Source organism: Comamonas odontotermitis (genome assembly GCF_040396735.1).
In the GTDB taxonomy this organism is placed as follows: domain Bacteria; phylum Pseudomonadota; class Gammaproteobacteria; order Burkholderiales; family Burkholderiaceae_C; genus Comamonas; species Comamonas odontotermitis_C.
In genome coordinates, this window is the sequence record NZ_JBEBNZ010000003.1 from 35,200 (window position 1) to 52,392 (window position 17,193).

Below are 17,193 nucleotides of genomic sequence, written 5' to 3' on the forward strand. Positions count from 1 at the left end.
TAAGTACCGATCCAACGCGGACCGGCCAAAAAAATGGTCGGACGCCCATTCACCAAAAAATGCATGGCAAGGCCCCCGGCTGAGGCAGAATTGTCGCATGCGCTTTTGCCTTCCGCTGATATTGTGTGCGGCCGCTGCCGCTCCTGCCTGGGCCAATCATGCCTATGCCCTGTGGGGCGAGCCGCGCTATGGCGCGGATTTCAAGCATTTTGGCTATGTCAACCCGAATGCCCCCAAGGGCGGTGAGCTGCGCCTGGTGAGCGGCCTGCGCTACTCCACATTCGACAAGTACAACCCGTTCACGATCAAGGGCTCGCCCCCGGCCTACCTGAGCGACATGCTGTTCGAGAGCCTGCTGACCGGCAGCCTGGACGAAACGGCCACCGGCTACGGCCTGCTGGCCGAAGATGTGGTGGTGGCGCCTGATGGCCTGTCCGCCACCTTCCGGCTGCGCAAGGAGGCTCGCTTTCACAATGACAAGCCCGTCACCGCGCAGGATGTGAAATACAGCTACGAAACGCTGATCAGCAAATATGTATCACCCGGGTATAAAACCCTATTGGTGGATGTGGACGGTTGCGATGTGGTCGATGACCGCACCGTGCGTTTCCGCTTCAAAAAGCCCAACCGCGATTTGCCGCTGACCGTGGGCGGTCTGCCTGTCTTCAGCCGCGACTGGGGCAAGGGCGATGATGGCAAGGCCAAGCCGTTTGACCAGATCGTGACCGACATTCCCATCGGCAGCGGCCCGTACAAGATCGGGCCGGTCAACTTCGGCAAGGACATTACCTACGTGCGCGACGCGGGCTATTGGGGCAAGGATCTGCCGGTGCGCGTGGGCAGCAACAACTTCGACAAGGTCACCATCAAGATCTACCGGGACAGCACGGCCCGCCTGGAAGCCTTGAAGGCGGGCGAATTCGACCTGATGCGGTTTTTCAGCGCAGGCGACTGGGCGCGGCGCCTCTATGGCAAGCGTTTTGACAGCGGAGAGCTGCGCAAGGGGGATTTTGCCAACAAGCTGCCGTCGGGTTTTCAAAGCTATTTTCTGAACACCCGCCGCCCGCTCTTGCAGGATGCGCGTGTGCGGCAGGCCCTGGGGTTGGCCTACGATTTCGAGTGGATGAGCCGGCAGATGTTCTACGGCGCCTACCAGCGGGTGCATGGCCTGTTCGGCAACACGGCCTGCGAGACCCACGGCGCGCCCAGCGCCGCCGAGCTGGCTTTGCTCCAGCCATTTGAAAAGAGCCTTCCTGCGGGAACCTTGGGCCCCATCCAGGAGCCGCCCCGCACGGACGGCGGCCAAGGCGAAGAAGGGGGCGAACACACCCTGCGCGGCAATCTGCGCAAGGCGCAGAAACTGCTGGCAGATGCGGGCTGGAAAGTGGGCGGCGACGGCCTGCTGCGCAATGCCAAGGGTGAGCCGCTGGTGCTGGAATACCTGGACAGCAACGAAGGGGGCGCCAAGGTGGTCAGCGCCTGGACACGCAACCTGGAAAAGCTGGGCATCACGCTCAAGCTGCGCTTGGTGGATTTTGCGCTGTACCAGCAGCGCACGGACAAGTTCGATTTCGACATCATCTCGCTCAACATCCCCGGCACCAACAACCCGGGCCAGGAATACGCGGAATTGTTCGGCAGTGCCGCTGCCGACCAGGAAGGCTCGGGCAACTTTATCGGCTTGAAGAACCCCGCCGTCGACGCCATGATCGCCCAGATGAGCAGTGCCAAGACCGAGGAGCAACTGCTGCCCGCCTGCCATGCGCTCGAGCGCATCATTGTTGCAGGCCACTACCTGATTCCGCAGTACTACGCAGGCAGCCACCGCATGGTGTACGACGCTTGGCGCCTGGTCGTGCCGCCCCAGATTCCGGCCTATGCGCCGGGGGAGACCTGGGTCATCAACAACTGGTGGGCGCGCCTGCCGCCGTTGACGGCAGAAACAGCCAAGCCTTGATGCGATCCCGAAAAACTATGATAAAAAGGCCATTTCTGCCCACTGTGCAAGCGCAAGAAGCTATGTTTTTAGTAGTATTTTCGACGGATGCCGGTCCCGTGAGCCACGCAGACGCCTGACGCAGGAGCCCCGCACGCATGTTCGCCTACATCCTCAAACGCCTGCTGCTGATGATCCCGACCCTGCTGGGCGTGCTGCTGCTGACCTTTGCCGTGATCCAGTTCGTACCCGGTGGCCCGGTGGAGCAGTACCTGGCCGAGGCCAAGGCGGGGGCCGGCGGTGGAGCGGAGGGCGGCGGCATGAGCTACCGTGGCGGCCAGGGCGTCGACCAGAAGCGCCTCGACGAGATCAAGGCGCTCTATGGCTTTGACAAGCCGCCTGTCGAGCGCTTTGTGCAAATGGTGGGCCAGTTTGCCCGGTTTGACCTGGGCCGCAGCTTCTTTCAGAACAAGAGCGTCTGGCAACTCATCAAGGAAAAGCTGCCGGTTTCCATCAGTCTGGGCCTGTGGACCTTTCTGATCAGCTACCTGGTGGCCGTGCCGCTGGGCATTGCCAAGGCGGTGCGGGCAGGCTCGCGCTTCGACCTGGTCAGCTCGCTGTTCGTGCTGGTGGGGTATGCCATTCCCGGTTTTGTGCTGGGCGTGCTGCTTCTGGTCGTGTTTGCCGGGCAACTGGCATGGTTTCCGCTGCGCGGGCTTACCTCGTCCAATTGGGAGGAACTGAGCTGGGGTGCGCGCATCATCGATTACCTCTGGCATATCACTTTGCCGGTGACCGCCATGGTGGCGGGCAGCTTTGCGGTGACCGCCATGCTCACCAAGAATTCCTTCCTGGAGGAAATCCGCAAGCAATATGTGATGACGGCGCGCGCAAAAGGGCTGTCGGAGCGTCAGGTGCTGTGGCGCCATGTCTTCCGCAATGCACTGCTGCCCATCGTGACCGGCTTTCCTGCGGCGTTCATTGGCGCGTTCTTTGCAGGCTCGCTCCTCATCGAGACGCAGTTTTCGCTCGACGGGTTGGGCCTGCTCAGCTACGAGAGCGTGATCCGCCGCGATTACCCGGTGGTGCTGGGCACCCTGTACCTGTTCACGCTGATCGGCCTTGTCACCAAGCTTGTCAGCGACCTGTGCTATGTGTGGGTGGATCCGCGTGTCAAGTTCGATTGAGGCGCGCATGCCTAGCCACCCCCTACGCCTTGCGCCGCAGATACAGGCGGCGCAGCAGCACGGCCACCAGCATGAGGTTGAGCAGCAGCACCAGCGCACCCTGCCAGTGGCGGTGCGCCAGAAGGTGTCGGACTTCCAGCGGTATGTACAGGCCCGCGGACAGCGCGCCCAGCCATTCGCCCCAGGCTTTGTCGTGCCACAGGCCCCAGGCCTCCAGCCAGCGCAGTGCGATGTAAAGGGAGCCCAGCAGCACAAGGGTGTGGATGGAGCTGGCATTGATCCTGTCCACCCAGTTGATCAGCACGGCCGGGTAGCGGGCTTCGGGCGACAGGCCGAAGTGCCCGATCAGCTCCAGCGCGAGGCGGTGCAGATCGTGGTGCAGCAGGCTCAACAGACCCAGAAGGCCCAGCAGCGCAGCAACGCCCTTGAGGGCTTCAAAGATGGCAATGCCCTGCAGCGCAGTGCGCAGGGCATGGGGGGGATTGGCAGCAGACATGGCGCACAGCATGGCCGAAGGCGCGCCGTTTTGCTGTCGGCCAATGGCGCTATCAATGGCGATATAGTCGGCCTCAGGCCCAACCATTCAGCGACAGGAGGGGAGCTGCGCCCGCGCAGACTCCGCAGACCATACCGATGACCGAGCGTGTTTCCACTGCGGCCCCCGGCCGCTCACCCGCCGCCCGCGCCTGGCGACGCTTCAAATCCAACAAGCAGGGGTTCTACAGCCTGGTGGTTTTTGTGGTGCTGGTGGTGGTGAGCCTGTTTGCCGAGGTGATCAGCAACGACAAGCCGCTTATCGTGCGCTACGAAGGGCATACCTACTTTCCGCTGGCCAAGGATTACCCGGAAACCACGTTTGGCGGCGATTTCCACACCACCACCGATTTTCTGGACCCCTTCATCCAGCAGCAACTGGCCAAGGATGGCAATTGGGCGATTTTTCCCATCAATCGCTACGGTAAATCCACCATCAATTACTTTGCGAAGGCCCCTAATCCTTCGCCGCCCTCGCGCGACAACTGGCTGGGCACGGATGACCGGGGGCGAGACCTGCTGGCGCAGCTGCTGTATGGGTTTCGCGTCAGCGTGCTGTTTGGGCTGGCGTTGATGGCCATTGGCGTGCTGCTGGGCGTGGTGGCAGGCGCCATACAGGGTTTTTTCGGCGGCAAGACTGATTTGCTGCTGCAGCGCCTGTCGGAGATCTGGGGCTCGATGCCCGAGCTGTACCTGCTGATCATCTTCAGCGCCGTATTCGCGCCCAGTGTGGCGCTGCTGCTGATTCTGCTGAGCCTGTTTGGTTGGCTGGGGCTGGCAGACTATGTGCGCGCCGAGTTTCTGCGCAACCGGCAACTGGACTACGTCAAATCTGCCCGCGCACTGGGCGTGCCCAACTGGCAGATCATGTGGCGGCACATCCTGCCCAACAGCCTGACGCCGGTGGTGACCTTTCTGCCTTTCCGCATGAGCGCTGCAATCCTGACGCTGACCTCGCTGGATTTCCTGGGCCTGGGCGTGCCGCCCGGCACGCCAAGCCTGGGCGAGCTGCTCTCGCAGGGCAAGAACAACATTGACGCCTGGTGGATATCGCTCGCCACCTTTGGCGTTCTGGTGATCACCTTGCTGCTGCTCACCTTCATGGGCGATGCGCTGCGTGATGCGCTCGACCCGAGAAAGCAGCTCAATACCCCGGCTGCGCCCTCCAACAAAGCGCAGACAGCTGCGCAAACTGTAGCGGCAGCCTTGCCTGCCCAGCCAGCACATGTGGAGGTGCGCCATGGTTGACACCATTCGGGCAGAGGCAGCACCGCTGTTGCAGGTGCGCGACCTGCATGTGGCCTTTGGGGGCCAGGACGTGGTCAAGGGCGTGAGCTTTTCGATGCATGCGGGCGAAAAGCTGGCGCTGGTGGGTGAATCCGGATCGGGGAAATCCGTGACCGCCCTGTCGCTGCTGCGCCTCGTGGGAGACGCGCAATTGCGCGGCGAGGCCTTGATGGGTGCGCGCAACCTGCTGCAGATTTCAGAGCGTGAGATACAGGCCGTGCGCGGTGATGAGATCGCGGTGATCTTTCAGGAGCCAATGACGGCGCTCAACCCGCTGATGACCATGGGCGCGCAGATTACAGAGGTGCTGCAACTCAAGCAAGGGCTGTCGGACAAGGCAGCCTGGGCGCAGGCCGTGCAATTGCTGGCGACCACAGGCATCCCCGAGCCCGAGCGGCGCGCCGGCAGCTATCCGCACCAGTTGAGTGGCGGGCAACGCCAGCGCGCCATGATTGCGATGGCACTGGCCTGCAAACCCAAGCTGCTGATTGCCGATGAACCCACCACAGCGCTCGATGTGAGCCTGCGCGGGCAGATTCTGGATCTGCTGAACGATCTGCAGCGCGAGACGGGCATGGCGGTGCTGATGATCACGCACGACCTGCCACTGGTGCGGCACTTTGCCGACCGGGTGGCAGTGATGGAAAAAGGCCTGCTGGTGGAGAAAGGCAGTGTGGCCGAGGTATTTGCTGCGCCGCAGCACCCCTATACACGCAAGCTGCTGGCCAGCACGCCGCAGCGCGATGTCGTCGCGCCGCAGGCTGGTGCGCAGGCTGTGCTGCAGGCGAAGAACCTGTCCGTGGCGTACGCCACGCCGCTGCCGGGCTTCAAAGGTTGGTTCCGCAAGGGCCGGTTCGAGGCGGTGCGCGAAGCCAGCCTGCAGCTGGCGCAGGGCCAGACGCTGGGCGTGATTGGCGAGTCGGGCTCGGGAAAATCCACCCTGGCCCAGGCCATTCTGGGGCTTTTGCCCAGCACGGGTGAGCTGCGCATCGAGCAGCAGCCCTGGCAACTGCCCGCGCAGCGCAACACGGCTGCCAACCAGCAGTTGCGCCGCAAGGTGCAGGTGGTGTTTCAGGACCCGTTCTCGTCGCTGTCGCCGCGCATGACGGTGCAGGAGATCGTGGGCGAGGGCCTGCAACTGGCCCACCCCCGCATGCCCGCCGCCGATCTGCAGCAGCAGGTGCTGGCATTGCTGCGAGAAGTGGGTCTGACCGAGGAGCAGTTCCCCGGCCTGCTTGAGCGCTACCCGCACGAATTCTCAGGCGGTCAGCGCCAGCGGCTGGCGATTGCCCGTGCGTTGATTGTCAACCCGGATATCTTGGTGCTTGATGAGCCCACCAGTGCGCTCGATGTCACCATCCAGCAGCAGGTGCTGGCCTTGCTGCAGCGACTGCAAAAGGAGCGCGGGTTGTCGTATGTGCTGATCACCCACGATGTGGCCGTGATCCGCGCCATGGCGCACGAGGTGCTGGTGATGAAGGACGGGCGGATTGTCGAATCGGGCGAAGTGATGCAGGTGCTGGACGCCCCGCGCGAGGCCTATACCCAGCGCCTGATGGCATCAAGCCTGGAGCTGTCGCCAGTGGCCCCGTGAACTACTGTTTTGATAGCTGATTGCGCTTGATGGGCAAGGGCTGGATATTGTTTTGACGCATAAATCATGACGGAATTGCTGCAGGTGAGCCATTTGGGCAAGCGTTTTGGCGGCGTGCAGGCGGTGGCCGATGTCAGCTTTTCGCTGCGGCGCGGCGAGGTGCTGGCCTTGATCGGCCCCAATGGCGCAGGCAAGACGACCACCTTCAACATGGTGGGTGGACAGTTGCGGGCAGACGCCGGCTCGGTGCGCCTCAATGGCACCGAGCTGGTGGGCAAGCTGCCGCGCGAGATCTGGCGCCTGGGGGTGGGGCGCACCTTCCAGATTGCGGAAACCTTTGCGTCGCTGACGGTGGTTGAAAACGTACAGATGGCGCTGCTGTCGGCGGCGGGCCGCAGCTTTGGGCTGTGGCAGAAGGCGCGTGATTTCCGGCGCGACGAGGCACTGGCCCTGCTGGCGCTGGTGGGCATGCAGGCCCAGGCGGACCGCCCCTGCAGCGAACTGGCCTATGGCGATGTGAAAAGTGTGGAGCTGGCCATTGCCATGGCGCACCAGCCGCCACTTTTGCTGATGGACGAGCCCACGGCCGGCATGGCCCAGGCCGAGCGCCACCAATTGATGGCGCTGACGCAGCGCCTGGCGCGCGAGCGCGACATGGCGGTACTGTTCACCGAGCACAGCATGGATGTGGTGTTTGCCTATGCCGACCGCATCATCGTGCTGGCGCGTGGCCGCCTGATCGCCGAGGGCTCGCCGGACGAGGTGCGCAGCAACCCGGAGGTGCAGGCTGTGTATCTGGGCAAGGGCTCCACCTACAAGGCAGCAGCCAGCAAGGAGGCGGCATGAACGGCGCTGTGAATGCTGCAAACGCAGATGTGCTGCTGGAGGCGCGCCAGCTCAATGCCTGGTATGGAGCGGCCCATATCCTGTTTGATGTGTCGCTGAACGTGCGGCGTGGCGAGGTGGTGGCGCTGATGGGGCGCAACGGTGCGGGCAAATCCACCACACTCAAGGCCATCATGGGCCTTTTGCCGCGGCGCAGCGGGCAGGTACGTTTTTGCGGGCGCGATATCTCGCACCATGAAGCCTGGCAGATTGCCCGCTTAGGCCTGGGCTACGTGCCCGAGGACCGCCGCATCTTCACCGAGCTGACGGTGCTGGAGAACCTGGAGGTGGGCCGCCAGCCCGCCCGCCATTGGCCGGACGGCACGGTGGCGAGCGACTGGACGGCGGAGCGCCTGTTGGCCTTCTTTCCCAATCTGGCAGCCATGCCCCAGCGCCCCGGAGGGCAGATGAGCGGCGGCGAGCAGCAGATGCTGACCGTGGCCCGTACCCTGATGGGCAATCCCTACCTGGTGCTGCTCGATGAGCCATCGGAAGGCGTGGCGCCGGTCATTGTGGAGCAGATGGTGCAGATGATCCTGCAGCTCAAGGCGCATGGCGTGAGCATCCTGCTGTGCGAGCAGAACCTGCACTTTGCCCAACTGGTGAGCGACCGGGCCTATGTGCTGGAGAAGGGCGAAATCCAGTTCGAAGGCAGCATGGCGGCATTGCTGGAGCGGGAGAGGACGGGGGCCCGGCTGGTTGGTGTGTAACGGAAGGCCAGGGCAATGTCGGTGCAGGCCTGAAAATCAAAAAAGGAGCAGAAATGCTCCTTTTTGGTATTAATTTGATAGCTATTGGTGTTTTATGGATGCGCGCCAGAATGGGTTTTTATCCCTTACCACTGCCCAGTCGGATTCACGCCGTCCTGCATCACCCAATGGATGCGTTCGGCCTCCACGCCCATCAACTCTGCCTGGTAGAGCAGCAGTTCGGTGGTTTCGCCATCCAGCACCGGCTCGCGCGAGAGCAACTTGAACGAATCGGTGGTGTCACCCATGATCATGGCCCACTGGTAGTTCGGATCGATGGCGACAATGTGGTAGCCCTCATAGAACGGGCCAAGGAAAGATGCCTTCATTGCACCAAAGTGCGGGGACCCGACAAAGCGCGCATTGCCAGTGGATTCCACCCAGCGGTGGGTGCCGGCGTGAAAGCCCCGCATGGTGATGGACAGGCTGCCGTCGTCTTGCAATTCGTATTCGATGCGCGAACGGGTCAGCGGCTTGCCCAGGCCTTTTTCAATGCGCGCGATCTCATACCAGTCGCCAACGAAGCGCTCCACGTCAAAGTCGGACACCGGCTCGATCTGCGCGGCGGGCACCACCTTGCTGGAATGGTTGCCGAACCACCGGTACACCGCATAGGCCGCAAGGGTCGACAGACCCACAGTGACCAAAGGCAGCCACGGCGCGCGGCCAGGCTGGGAATCTTGCGGTTCTCGCTCATCCATAGAAAACCTCTCTCCTCAAGCAATAAACAATGGGCGGGACTGGCACAAACAAACAGACAGGCACACAAGCAGGCAGACGGGCGTCTACAGACGTATTCTCGCGGCCAAAACATGGGGCCTGGGCTGAATTTGTGCAAGTCTCGATGGCTTGATTGATCACAGGATCGTAAGCAGGTTCAAGAAATTTACAAGCACCCTCGTGAATGCCATGCAATGAGGCTATTGAAAAACAAGGTGTTGGCGTGGTTTAGTCGGCTAATTTCGCACGAATGCGTGGGATTTAGTCTCTGGTTTTTCTCTGTTCCGCTGCTTCTGTGGCCTAATAAGGGTTTTGTCTTTATCGCGAGGTCCCAGCATGGGCAATAAAATCGTTACGGAAGCTGATCGCAAGTTCACCCCTCAACCTGCTCTGCCCAATGGCAAGAGCCTGCCTACTCCAGGCCGCGGTCAAAAGTCGAGCCGCGCTCGTGGTGTGGCTACCCGCACCAAGAAGAACCCAGGCAAGCGTACGCACAAGGGCGGTTAATTCGCCCCGCAGCGGCGGCGAACCGTTTTTGTGCCGTCCGCATGCCGCGCTTGCCACGATCAGGCGCGGCATGCGGATGGCGCATTTTCCGCCGGCTGTCATACAAAAAACCGCACCATAGGGTGCGGTTTTTTATTGTCTGTGCGGTGCTGTCGGCATCAGCCTGTGAAGCCCTGGCTGCTTCTCAAGGCATGGCGTGGTGCCTTGGGTTCGGAGCTGTCAGAAGCCTTGGAGCTTGCGGCGCAGCTCCAGCACTTCTTCCATCAGGTCCACGGTCATTGCGGCCAGTTGCGGGTCGGCATCGTACATGCGCTCGAGCTGTGCCACGCGTCTGGCGCGCACGATGGAGGGGCTGGCAAAGCGCCAACTGGTCACGGCGGTGGCGTGGCGGGTGCCGGTGCTGGGGGTGAGCACGCCGTCCACGACGCGGGCCTGCACCCATTCCACGCTGCGGTGGCAGGCGCGGGCCAGGGTAACGGCATCCAGCGCGTCGTCGTCCAGGATTTCCAGCGTGGTGGTGTGAATGCTGGCGGTGTAGTGGTTCATATTCAGACTCCTTGGCGGGGCTGGAAGCGGGGAAAGGCCTGGGCAAACGCCTCGTAGGCGGCCTTGGCCTCTGCGCTGTCCGCTGGCGGCGTGGTCAACTGCAGCTCCAGGTACAGGTCACCCGGCGTTGCGGCGGGCAGTCCCTTGCCTTTGAGGCGCAGCTTTCGCCCAGCCGACCAGCCGGCGGGAATGGTCACTTCCAGCGTGCCGGCAGGCGTATTCACCTCGGCAGAGCCGCCAATTGCAGCCTCCCATGGCGCCACGGGCAGGGGCATGTAGACATCCTTGCCTTCCGTGCGCCAGCGCTTGTCGGCGCGAAAATGCACTTCCAGCAGCAAATCGCCCGCTTCGCCGCCGTTGTAGCCCTGGCCACCCTGGCCGGCCAGTCGGATCATCTGACCTTCGCGCACGCCCTTGGGTATCTTGACCTGCAACTGGCGCTCTTTCGTGATGACGTCGCCGTGCTCGTCCACCTGGCGGCCGTGCAGGGTCAGCATGCGCTCGACCCCCTGGTAACTGTCGATCAGATCCAGCTCAATGCTGGCGTGCTGGTCCTCGCCACGCATGGGCGGCATGCGGCCGCCCGCACTGCCGGGCCCGCCAGCACCGCGCTGGGCACGGGCCTGACCGAACATCTGGTTGAAGAAATCGCTGTAGTCGGCGTCGCCGTCCATGTGCTGGCGGCTGAAATTGAAATCGCCCGGGTTGAATCCTTCGGTGTTCTGGAACGGGTTGCCAGCGCGCGCTCCGCCTGCAAACCCGCGCGGCGCGTCCAGCATGGCGTCATACTCGGCGCGCTTTTCCGCATCCGACAGCACGGCATTGGCCTCGTTCAATTCGGCCATACGTTTGTCGGCATCCTTTTCCTTGCTGATGTCGGGGTGGTATTTGCGGGCCAGCTTGCGGTACGCCTTTTTGATATCGTCCGCCGAGGCCTTTTTGTCCACTCCGAGAACTTGGTAGTAGTTTTTGCTATCCATGGTGAATGAGTGCTCCCGATTTTTGGCTGGCTGCGTTCACTGGCCATTGCATTGTCCAGTGTGCAACCGAATAAGCACAAAATGGTAGTTTTTTTCAATGATTCAAGTCTGCAGTGCCAGGTTTTGCAAATTAATACCTGGGATTCGGGCTTGCCAATGGTGGTACAAACACGGCTTTGCAATTGCTGAAGGGGAAAGTCCGTATGACAGAGGCTGCGTCTGCACCCTGGCTGGTGGTATGTCTGTGCGCTCAATGGTGTGGTACCTGCAAGGAGTACCAACCGGTGTTTGACGTGCTGGCGGCGCAATTGCCTTCCATGCAGTTCGTCTGGCTGGATGTGGAAGACGAGGAAGACGTAGTGGGCGATCTGGATATTGCGACGTTTCCCACGGTGCTTGTGGGGCAGGGCGACCAGCCGGTGTTTTTAGGGCCGTTGCTGCCGCAGATCGGCATCTTGCAGCGCATGCTGGAGCGTTTTGCCGCATCTGGAGCGCCTGCGCTGCCTCCGGGGGATGCGGCCCATGCATTGCTGGCCAATGTGCGACAACTGCTGGCCGCGCGGGCTTGATGGCGGGGAATGCACGTGGGTATGCAATCGGTGTCCAGTCGTTGCAATGCTACTGGTTTGCCCCTATAATGGATGTAATACACGACCAACCGGGCGGTGCCAACCGCCCGTTTTTTTTGGTCGCATGTTTTTCGGCTCGAAGCTGCGGAATGTGTAACTTTCCGTGGCTCTCGGGTTTTTCGTATTTGCGGGATAAATATTACACGTGAGCTTGCAAGAAATCGCCTTACAAACAGTAACTGGTCTGGGCTATGACCTGGTGGAGATCGAGCGCTCCGCCAGTGGCCTGCTGCGTATCACCATCGATCTGCCGTGGGCAGCGGAAGACCTCCGCCCCGAGGGTATGCCAGAACAGTTTGTGACGGTTGAGGATTGCGAGAAAGTCACCCGCCAATTGCAGTTTGCTCTTGAAGTCGATGGTGTTGATTATTCGCGCCTGGAAGTTTCCTCGCCCGGCATTGATCGCCCGCTGCGCCATGAGCAGGATTTCATCCGCTTTACCGGCGAGGTGATTGACCTGACCTTGAAGGAGGCCATTGGCGCCGCCGCCGAAGGTACTGGCATCAGCGCCAATCGCAAGAAATTCCGCGGCACGCTGGAGCGTACCGAAACTGGTGGCTGGCAGATCGTCTGGAGCGATGCACCACCGGTCAAGCCCGGTGCGCGTGTCAGCAAGAAGCGTCCGCCTGCACCGCTGCAAAGCATGGGGTTCACGCTGGAGGAATTGCGCGAGGCACGCCTGGCGCCCATTGTCAGTTTCAAAGGCCGTGCTGCAGCGCCTGCTGCCGATGAGCAGGGCTGAATCGAGTGCTATGGGAAGTGGGTCTGTTCTCCACTTTCTGTTTGAAGATTGAAATAGGAGAGTCGTCGCATGAATCGCGAATTGTTGATGCTGGTGGATGCCATCGCGCGCGAAAAGAACGTTGAGCGCGATGTGGTTTTTGGCGCTGTGGAATCTGCCCTGGCCCAGGCAACCAAGAAGTTGTATGAAGGCGAAGTGGATGTGCGTGTGGCCATCGACCGCGATACGGGCGACTATGACACCTTCCGCCGCTGGCTGGTGGTGCCTGACGACGCTGGTCTGCAGAACCCGGAAGCCGAAGAAATGCTGATGGATGCGGTGGACCGCAAGCCCGATGCACAGATTGGAGATTTCCTGGAAGAGCAGATCGAATCCCTGCCCATCGGCCGCATCGGTGCGATGGCTGCCAAGCAGGTCATCCTGCAGAAGATCCGTGACGCCGAGCGTGAAATGCTGCTCAACGAGTTCATGGCGCGTGGCGACAAGATCTTCTCGGGCACCGTCAAGCGCATGGACAAGGGCGACCTGATCGTGGAATCGGGCCGCGTCGAAGGCCGGCTGCGTCGTGCGGAAATGATTCCGAAGGAAAATCTGCGCAATGGCGACCGTGTGCGCGCCATGATCATGGACGTGGATTTGACCTTGCGTGGCGCGCCGATCCTCTTGTCGCGTTCGGCCCCTGAATTCATGGTGGAACTGTTCCGCAACGAAGTGCCCGAGATCGAACAAGGCCTGCTGGAGATCAAGAGCTGTGCCCGTGATCCAGGCAGCCGTGCCAAGATTGCCGTGCTCAGCCACGACAAGCGCATCGATCCGATCGGTACCTGCGTCGGCGTGCGCGGCAGCCGGGTCAATGTGGTGACGAACGAGCTGGCTGGCGAACGTGTCGACATCGTGCTGTGGTCCGAGGACCCTGCACAGTTCGTGATCGGTGCACTGGCGCCTGCCAATGTGTCATCGATCGTGGTGGATGAGGAAAAGCACGCCATGGACGTGGTGGTGGACGAGGAAAACCTCGCCATTGCCATCGGACGCGGCGGCCAGAACGTGCGCCTGGCTTCTGACCTCACGGGTTGGAAGATCAACATCATGGATGCTGCCGAATCTGCCCTCAAGCAGGAAGAGGAAACCAGCACCTCGCGCAAGCTGTTCATGGAAAAGCTGGATGTGGACGAGGAAATCGCCGACATCCTGATCGAGGAGGGCTTCTCCAGCCTGGAAGAAGTGGCCTATGTGCCGCTGCAGGAAATGCTGGAGATCGAGCGTTTTGACGAAGAAACGGTCAATGAACTGCGTTCGCGCGCCAAGGATGCGCTGCTGACGATGGACATTGCCCGTGAAGAGAGTGTTGCCGGTGTTTCCCAAGAATTGCGTGATCTCGAAGGGATGACGCCTGAGTTGGTGACCCAACTGGAAGCTGGTGGAATCCACACGCGCGACGACCTGGCCGATCTGGCCATTGATGAATTGACCGAGCTGACCGGCCAGTCAGAAGAAGACGCGAAGGCCTTGATTTTGAAGGCGCGCGAGCACTGGTTTGATGGACAGGAATAAGGTCGGGAGGCACGGAACAAGATATGTCGAGTAATACTGTTGCTGAGTTCGCCGCTGAACTCAAAAAATCGCCGGAAACCTTGCTGGAGCAACTGCAATCTGCAGGCCTGCCCAAGCAAGCTGCGTCCGATGCACTGACTGAGGCAGACAAGCAAAAGCTGCTGACGCATCTGCAGGCTGTTCATGGCTCTGCAGACCGCAAGAAGATCACCTTGACCAAGAAGTCGACCAGCGAGATCAAGCAGGCCGATGCCACGGGCAAGGCTCGCACCATCCAGGTCGAAGTGCGCAAGAAGCGCACCTTCGTCAAGCGCGATGATGTGGTGGAAGCCAATTCGGAAGAAGCCATCAAGCACGCCGAAGCCAAGCAGAAGGAAGCCGAGCACAAGGCCGATCTGGTCAAGCGCGAGGAAGAAGCTCGCCGCGAAGCCGATTCGATCAGCCAGCAAGAGGCTGATCTGGCCCAGGAACGTGCTGCGCGTGAAGAACGCGAACGCAAGGAGCGTGAAGCCGAAGAGCGCGCTGCCGCGTACGCTGCTGCCGAAGTCGCCAAGGCTGCTGAAGCCAAGGCTGCCAAGGAGGAAGAAAAGCGCGAGCACGCCGCAGAAGCTGCAGCTCGCGCCGAGGCACAGGCTGATGCCAAGCGCAAGGCCGAGGAAGAGTCCCTCGCCCGTGCTGCGGAAGAGACTGCACGCGCTGCAGACCTGGACGACCGTCGCCGCAAGGCGCTGGCCGAGGCCGAAGCCATCCGCGCCATGATGAATGCGCCCAAGAAGGTGCTCGTGGCCAAGAAGCCTTCGGAAGAGAAGAAGGACGTCAAGCCGGCTGACGCCAAGAAGGGTACCCTGCACAAGCCTGCCACTACGGGTGCGGCGGGTGCTGCCAAGACGGGTCCGGGTGCTGGCGTCAACAAGGAAGTCAAGTCGGCCAAGCTGTCATCGAGCTGGAGCAACCAGAACGACAACGGCAAGAAGAAGGAAATCAAGACCCGCGGCGACAGCTCCGGCGGCGTGGGCAACCGCGGCAACAACTGGCGCGCCGGCCCCCGTGGTGGCGGTCGCCGAGGCAATGGCCGCAATGACCACAGCCAGGCCGCTGCGCCCGTGGAAGTTCGCGTGCTGGACGTTCATGTGCCCGAGACGATCACCGTGGCCGAACTGGCCCACAAGATGGCCATCAAGGCATCCGAAGTGATCAAGGCGCTGATGAAGATGGGCCAGATGGTCACCATCAACCAGCCGCTGGACCAGGACACCGCGATGATCGTCGTGGAGGAAATGGGTCACAAGGCGCACGTGGCTGCGTTGGATGATCCAGAAGCATTCACCGTCGAGGAAGAGAACCAGGCCGAAGCCGAAGCCCTGCCACGCGCCCCTGTGGTGACCGTGATGGGCCACGTCGACCACGGCAAGACCTCGCTGCTGGACTATATCCGTCGCACCAAGGTGGCTGCGGGCGAAGCCGGTGGCATTACCCAGCACATCGGTGCCTACCATGTGGAAACACCGCGCGGCGTGGTCACCTTCCTGGATACCCCAGGTCACGAGGCCTTCACGGCCATGCGTGCCCGTGGTGCCCAGTCCACGGACATCGTGATTCTGGTGGCGGCTGCCGACGACGGCGTGATGCCCCAGACCAAGGAAGCCATCAAGCACGCCAAGGCGGCTGGTGTTCCTATCGTGGTGGCCATCACCAAGGCAGACAAGCCCGAAGCCAATCCAGACCGCGTCAAGCAGGAGCTGGTCGTGGAGGAGGTGGTTCCAGAAGAATACGGTGGTGATTCGCCATTCGTTGCCGTGTCCTCCAAGACCGGTCAGGGCATCGACGAGCTGCTCGAACAGGTGCTGCTGCAGGCCGAAGTGCTCGAGCTGAAGGCTCCCGTGGACGCCAATGCCAAGGGTATCGTGATCGAAGCCCAGCTGGACAAGGGCCGCGGCCCTGTGGCCACGGTGCTGGTGCAGTCGGGTACCCTCAAGGTGGGCGACGTGGTGCTGGCGGGCCAGACCTATGGCCGCGTGCGCGCCATGGTGGACGAGGACGGCAAGACTGCCAAGGATGCAGGTCCTTCGATCCCGGTCGAAATCCAGGGTCTGTCCGATGTGCCACAAGCTGGTGACGACTTCATGGTGCTGCCCGATGAGCGCCGCGCCCGTGAAATTGCGACATACCGTGCCGGCAAGTTCCGCAACACCAAGCTGGCCAAGCAGCAAGCCGCCAAGCTGGAGAACATGTTCGCCGAGATGGGCGCAGGCAATGTGCAGACCTTGCCGATCATCATCAAGGCCGATACCCAGGGCTCGCAGGAGGCACTGGCTGCTTCGCTGCTCAAGCTGTCGACCGACGAAGTCAAGGTGCAGATGGTGTATGCCGGTGTCGGTGGTATCTCCGAATCCGACGTCAACCTGGCACTGGCTTCCAAGGCCATCGTCATCGGCTTCAATGTGCGTGCAGACACCCAGGCTCGCAAGACGGCTGAAGGCAATGATGTCGACATCCGCTACTACAACATCATCTACGACGCTGTCGATGAGTTGAAGGCGGCCATGTCCGGCATGCTGGCTCCCGAGCAGCGCGAAGAGATCATCGGTATGGCCGAGATCCGCACCGTGTTCGTGGCTTCCAAGATCGGTACCGTGGCGGGATCGTACATCACCCAGGGCCATGTCACCCGCAGCGCGCACTTCCGCCTGCTGCGCGACAATGTGGTCATTTACACGGGTGAGATCGAGTCGCTGCGCCGCATGAAGGACGATGTCAAGGAAGTCAAGGAAGGCTTCGAGTGCGGTATCAAGCTGCGCAACTACAACGACATCAAAGAAGGCGACATGCTGGAAGTCTTCGAGATCAAGGAAATCGCCCGTACGCTCTAAAGGCGATAGCTGCTGGCGCAAGTCGCACAAGGGTTTGGGGTTGAAAAGACTCTGAGCCCCTTGTAAGACAAGCGCCTTCAGCTCACTTTTTATACATGGCAACCAAACGCAAATCTGCTGCACCGAACCGCAGCTTCAAAGTCTCCGACCAGATCCAGCGGGATCTGTCGGAGTTGATCGCCCGCGAGTTGAAGGACCCGCGCGTCGGCATGGTGACCCTGCAAGCCGTGGAGGTGACGCCGGACTATGCCCACGCCAAGGTGTACTTCAGCCTGCTGGTGGGTGATCCGGATCAGACCCAGGACGCGTTGAACCAGGCCGCAGGTTTCCTGCGCAATGGGCTGTTCAAGCGCCTGCACATCCATACCGTGCCGACCTTGCACTTCATCTACGACCGCACCACCGAGCGTGCGGCCGACATGAATGCCTTGATCGCCAAGGCAGTGGCGTCGCGCGGCCCCGAAGAAGGTTGA

Annotated in this window: 16 protein-coding genes; 12 read left to right on the forward strand and 4 right to left on the reverse strand. The window is 61.5% G+C overall.

Annotated elements, in window-relative coordinates:
* The first annotated feature begins 97 nt into the window (after positions 1 to 97).
* Both ACH2DG_RS04160 and ACH2DG_RS04165 read left to right on the forward strand, forming a co-directional pair.
* The gene (locus ACH2DG_RS04160) at positions 98 to 1,957 is read left to right on the forward strand and encodes an extracellular solute-binding protein (protein ID WP_395024439.1); all 1,860 of its coding nucleotides are present in this window, start codon (positions 98 to 100) and stop codon (positions 1,955 to 1,957) included.
* A gap of 137 nt (positions 1,958 to 2,094) precedes the next feature.
* Complete coding sequence (locus ACH2DG_RS04165; protein ID WP_395024440.1) at positions 2,095 to 3,123, forward strand: microcin C ABC transporter permease YejB; 1,029 nt, start codon at positions 2,095 to 2,097, stop codon at positions 3,121 to 3,123.
* 22 nt (positions 3,124 to 3,145) lie between these two features.
* Here the strand turns inward: ACH2DG_RS04165 and ACH2DG_RS04170 are convergent, their stop codons facing one another.
* Positions 3,146 to 3,631, reverse strand: a complete 486-nt coding sequence (locus tag ACH2DG_RS04170) for a DUF2127 domain-containing protein (protein ID WP_395024710.1) — start codon at positions 3,629 to 3,631, stop codon at positions 3,146 to 3,148.
* Positions 3,632 to 3,756: 125 nt separating this feature from the next.
* Between ACH2DG_RS04170 and ACH2DG_RS04175 the strand changes: the two genes are divergently transcribed.
* From ACH2DG_RS04175 to ACH2DG_RS04190, 4 genes are all read left to right on the forward strand, one after another.
* Positions 3,757 to 4,905, forward strand: coding sequence for an ABC transporter permease (locus ACH2DG_RS04175; RefSeq protein WP_395024441.1), 1,149 nt, complete (start codon positions 3,757 to 3,759; stop codon positions 4,903 to 4,905).
* Positions 4,898 to 6,538, forward strand: a complete 1,641-nt coding sequence (locus ACH2DG_RS04180; protein WP_395024442.1) for an ABC transporter ATP-binding protein — start codon at positions 4,898 to 4,900, stop codon at positions 6,536 to 6,538. The genes ACH2DG_RS04175 and ACH2DG_RS04180 overlap by 8 nt, the downstream gene beginning before the upstream one ends.
* Before the next feature lie 66 nt (positions 6,539 to 6,604).
* Entirely contained in the window at positions 6,605 to 7,384 is a 780-nt protein-coding gene (locus ACH2DG_RS04185) for an ABC transporter ATP-binding protein (protein ID WP_395024443.1), read from the forward strand.
* Complete coding sequence (locus ACH2DG_RS04190; RefSeq protein ID WP_395024444.1) at positions 7,381 to 8,133, forward strand: ABC transporter ATP-binding protein; 753 nt, start codon at positions 7,381 to 7,383, stop codon at positions 8,131 to 8,133. The genes ACH2DG_RS04185 and ACH2DG_RS04190 overlap by 4 nt, the downstream gene beginning before the upstream one ends.
* A gap of 125 nt (positions 8,134 to 8,258) precedes the next feature.
* Here the strand turns inward: ACH2DG_RS04190 and ACH2DG_RS04195 are convergent, their stop codons facing one another.
* Positions 8,259 to 8,873: a lipocalin family protein gene (locus ACH2DG_RS04195; RefSeq protein ID WP_395024445.1), complete on the reverse strand. Its 615-nt coding sequence runs from the start codon at positions 8,871 to 8,873 to the stop codon at positions 8,259 to 8,261.
* A gap of 355 nt (positions 8,874 to 9,228) precedes the next feature.
* Between ACH2DG_RS04195 and ACH2DG_RS04200 the strand changes: the two genes are divergently transcribed.
* A complete protein-coding gene (locus tag ACH2DG_RS04200; RefSeq protein WP_224149356.1) occupies positions 9,229 to 9,399 on the forward strand; it encodes a hypothetical protein in 171 nt (56 codons plus the stop codon).
* A gap of 219 nt (positions 9,400 to 9,618) precedes the next feature.
* Here ACH2DG_RS04200 and ACH2DG_RS04205 read toward each other — a convergent pair whose 3' ends face one another.
* Positions 9,619 to 9,945, reverse strand: a complete 327-nt coding sequence (locus tag ACH2DG_RS04205) for a MerR family transcriptional regulator (RefSeq protein ID WP_395024446.1) — start codon at positions 9,943 to 9,945, stop codon at positions 9,619 to 9,621.
* A gap of 2 nt (positions 9,946 to 9,947) precedes the next feature.
* A complete protein-coding gene (locus ACH2DG_RS04210) occupies positions 9,948 to 10,925 on the reverse strand; it encodes a DnaJ C-terminal domain-containing protein (RefSeq protein ID WP_395024447.1) in 978 nt (325 codons plus the stop codon).
* Between the two features lie 203 nt (positions 10,926 to 11,128).
* Between ACH2DG_RS04210 and ACH2DG_RS04215 the strand changes: the two genes are divergently transcribed.
* The 5 genes from ACH2DG_RS04215 (at position 11,129) to rbfA (ending at position 17,193) form a co-directional block, all read left to right on the forward strand.
* Positions 11,129 to 11,494 (forward strand): thioredoxin family protein, encoded by a 366-nt coding sequence (locus tag ACH2DG_RS04215; RefSeq protein WP_395024448.1) that lies wholly within the window; start codon positions 11,129 to 11,131, stop codon positions 11,492 to 11,494.
* A gap of 205 nt (positions 11,495 to 11,699) precedes the next feature.
* The gene (gene rimP / locus ACH2DG_RS04220) at positions 11,700 to 12,296 is read left to right on the forward strand and encodes a ribosome maturation factor RimP (protein ID WP_395024449.1); all 597 of its coding nucleotides are present in this window, start codon (positions 11,700 to 11,702) and stop codon (positions 12,294 to 12,296) included.
* A 69-nt stretch (positions 12,297 to 12,365) separates the two neighbouring features.
* Positions 12,366 to 13,850, forward strand: a complete 1,485-nt coding sequence (gene nusA, locus ACH2DG_RS04225) for a transcription termination factor NusA (protein ID WP_224149351.1) — start codon at positions 12,366 to 12,368, stop codon at positions 13,848 to 13,850.
* 23 nt (positions 13,851 to 13,873) lie between these two features.
* Entirely contained in the window at positions 13,874 to 16,720 is a 2,847-nt protein-coding gene (infB, locus tag ACH2DG_RS04230; protein ID WP_395024450.1) for a translation initiation factor IF-2, read from the forward strand.
* Between the two features lie 95 nt (positions 16,721 to 16,815).
* Positions 16,816 to 17,193, forward strand: a complete 378-nt coding sequence (rbfA, locus tag ACH2DG_RS04235) for a 30S ribosome-binding factor RbfA (RefSeq protein ID WP_184709727.1) — start codon at positions 16,816 to 16,818, stop codon at positions 17,191 to 17,193.

Coding starts and splice junctions, on each gene's coding strand:
- nusA (WP_224149351.1), top strand. CDS start 12,366: ATGAATCGCGAATTGTTGATGCTGGTGGATGCCATCGCGCGCGAAAAG.
- rbfA (WP_184709727.1), top strand. CDS start 16,816: ATGGCAACCAAACGCAAATCTGCTGCACCGAACCGCAGCTTCAAAGTC.
- ACH2DG_RS04160 (WP_395024439.1), top strand. CDS start 98: ATGCGCTTTTGCCTTCCGCTGATATTGTGTGCGGCCGCTGCCGCTCCT.
- infB (WP_395024450.1), top strand. CDS start 13,874: ATGTCGAGTAATACTGTTGCTGAGTTCGCCGCTGAACTCAAAAAATCG.
- ACH2DG_RS04180 (WP_395024442.1), top strand. CDS start 4,898: ATGGTTGACACCATTCGGGCAGAGGCAGCACCGCTGTTGCAGGTGCGC.
- ACH2DG_RS04210 (WP_395024447.1), bottom strand. CDS start 10,925: ATGGATAGCAAAAACTACTACCAAGTTCTCGGAGTGGACAAAAAGGCC.
- ACH2DG_RS04195 (WP_395024445.1), bottom strand. CDS start 8,873: ATGGATGAGCGAGAACCGCAAGATTCCCAGCCTGGCCGCGCGCCGTGG.
- ACH2DG_RS04215 (WP_395024448.1), top strand. CDS start 11,129: ATGACAGAGGCTGCGTCTGCACCCTGGCTGGTGGTATGTCTGTGCGCT.
- ACH2DG_RS04175 (WP_395024441.1), top strand. CDS start 3,757: ATGACCGAGCGTGTTTCCACTGCGGCCCCCGGCCGCTCACCCGCCGCC.
- ACH2DG_RS04200 (WP_224149356.1), top strand. CDS start 9,229: ATGGGCAATAAAATCGTTACGGAAGCTGATCGCAAGTTCACCCCTCAA.
- ACH2DG_RS04170 (WP_395024710.1), bottom strand. CDS start 3,631: ATGCTGTGCGCCATGTCTGCTGCCAATCCCCCCCATGCCCTGCGCACT.
- ACH2DG_RS04190 (WP_395024444.1), top strand. CDS start 7,381: ATGAACGGCGCTGTGAATGCTGCAAACGCAGATGTGCTGCTGGAGGCG.
- ACH2DG_RS04205 (WP_395024446.1), bottom strand. CDS start 9,945: ATGAACCACTACACCGCCAGCATTCACACCACCACGCTGGAAATCCTG.
- ACH2DG_RS04165 (WP_395024440.1), top strand. CDS start 2,095: ATGTTCGCCTACATCCTCAAACGCCTGCTGCTGATGATCCCGACCCTG.
- ACH2DG_RS04185 (WP_395024443.1), top strand. CDS start 6,605: ATGACGGAATTGCTGCAGGTGAGCCATTTGGGCAAGCGTTTTGGCGGC.